Genomic DNA, 2,144 nt, shown 5'->3' on the forward strand with positions numbered 1-2,144 from the left:
TTGGTTATCGGTGCCTGGGGTGCCAGTACCCGGCTCATCGGTCACGGTTGTAGTAACCGAGTTGTCGCCGAGGGTCAGCTTCTCGAAGTGGTCGGCACCGGCAACCGACTCGATCTTGTTGACGATGTTCGGCTGACCGCCGACGAATACGTCGTCCGCAGCGGTAATGGTGAAGGTGCCGCTGGCACTGCCGGCCGGAATGGTGACCTTGGTGCCATCGGTCAGGGTAAAGGTCAGGCCGTTGTGGCCGTTGACCGGCAGCCCCTGAGCGTTGGTCAGGGTCACGGTGTAGGTGATCTGGCCGCCTTCGGTGACGGTGGTCTTGTCGGCGGTCAGGGTCGCGACCACTTCACTGATGGTGTCGGTGATCTGCACCGAGGCGTTGCCACCCAGTTCCAGATTCTCGAAGGACTTGCCGTCAACGGCAGCATCGGTGATGCCGACAGTCAGGGTGTCGCCGTCTTTGAAGACGTCGTCGCCCTGGGCTTTGGCTTTGTACTCGGCTTCGGTCTGACCGGCTGGAATGACGACTTTGTCGCCGTTCGACAGGGTCACGGTCAGGTCATGGTCCAGTTTCTGGCTGACCTTGACGGTGAAGGCTGGCTGCTGGTCTTCGGTGACATCGCCCTTGCCGACGATGGTGACGGTGACCTTGTCGCCCTGGTTGTCGGTGCCTGGAGTGCCGGTACCTGGCTCGTCGGTCACGGTGGTGGTGACCGAGTTGTCGCCGAGGGTCAGTTTCTCGAAGTTGTCGCCACCGGCGACCGATTCGATCTTGTTGACGATAGAAGGCTGGCCGCCGACGAACACGTCATCCGGTGCGGTGATGGTGAAGGTGCCGCTGGCGCTCCCCGCCGGAATGGTGACTTTGGTGCCATCGGTCAGGGTGAAGGTCAGGCCGTTATGGCCGGTGATCGACAGGCCCTGGGCATTGGTCAGGGTGACGGTGTAGGTGATCTGGCCGCCCTCGGACACGGTGGTCTTGTCAGCGGTGAGGGTCGCGACCACTTCACTGATGGTGTCGGTGATCTGCACCGAGGCGTTGCCACCCAGTTCCAGGTTCTCGAAGGCCTTGCCATCGACAGCAGCATCGGTGATGCCGACGGTCAAGGTATCGCCGTCCTTGAAGACGTCATCACCTTGGGCTTTGGCCTTGTACTCGGCTTCGGTCTGGCCAGCAGGGATCACCACCTTGTCGCCATTGGACAGGGTGACAGTCAGGTCGTGGTCGAGCTTCTGGCTGACCTTGACGGTGAAGGCCGGTTGCTGGTCTTCGGTGACATCGCCTTTGCCGACGATGGTGACGGTGACCTTGTCGCCCTGGTTGTCGGTGCCTGGAGTGCCGGTGCCTGGCTCGTCTGTGACGGAGGTCTTCACTTCGTCCTGACCCAGGGTCAGCTTCTCGAAGTTGTCGCCACCGGCAACCGATTCGATCTTGTTGACGATGCTCGGCTGGCCGCCGACGAATACGTCGTCAGGAGCGGTGATGGTGAAGGTACCGCTGGCACTGCCGGCAGGAACGGTGACCTTGGTGCCATCGGTCAGGGTAAAGGTCAGGCCATTGTGGCCGTTGACCGGCAGACCTTGGGCATTGGTCAGGGTCACGGTGTAGGTGATCTGGCCACCTTCGTTGACGGTGGTCTTGTCCGCAGTCAGGGTTGCGACGACCTCACTGATGGTGTCGGTGATCTGGACGGAAGCGTTACCGCCCAGCTCCAGATTTTCGAAAGCTTTGCCGTCAACGGCAGCATCGGTGATGCCGACGGTCAAGGTATCGCCGTCCTTGAAGACGTCATCACCTTGGGCTTTGGCCTTGTACTCGGCTTCGGTCTGGCCGGCCGGGATCACAACCTTGTCGCCATTGGACAGGGTGACGGTCAGGTCATGGTCGAGCTTCTGGCTGACCTTGACGGTGAAGGCTGGCTGCTGGTCTTCGGTGACATCGCCTTTGCCGACGATGGTGACGGTGACCTTGTCGCCTTGGTTATCGGTGCCTGGGGTGCCGGTACCTGGCTCGTCAGTCACGGTGGTGGTGACCGAGTTGTCGCCGAGGGTCAGTTTCTCGAAGTTGTCGCCACCGGCAACCGATTCGATCTTGTTGACAATAGAAGGCTGGCCGCCGACGAACACGTCATCCGGTGCGG

The 2,144-nt window shown here is 61.1% G+C and carries 1 protein-coding gene; it reads right to left on the bottom strand.

Annotated elements, in window-relative coordinates; genetic code table 11:
- Nucleotides 1–2,144, bottom strand: a 2,144-nt coding sequence (locus tag ACQ4OD_RS26280; RefSeq protein WP_430945215.1) for an immunoglobulin-like domain-containing protein, incomplete at both ends; no start/stop codon positions are given.

It is taken from the genome of Pseudomonas sp. WC1 (genome assembly GCF_050586565.1).
GTDB lineage: Bacteria > Pseudomonadota > Gammaproteobacteria > Pseudomonadales > Pseudomonadaceae > Aquipseudomonas.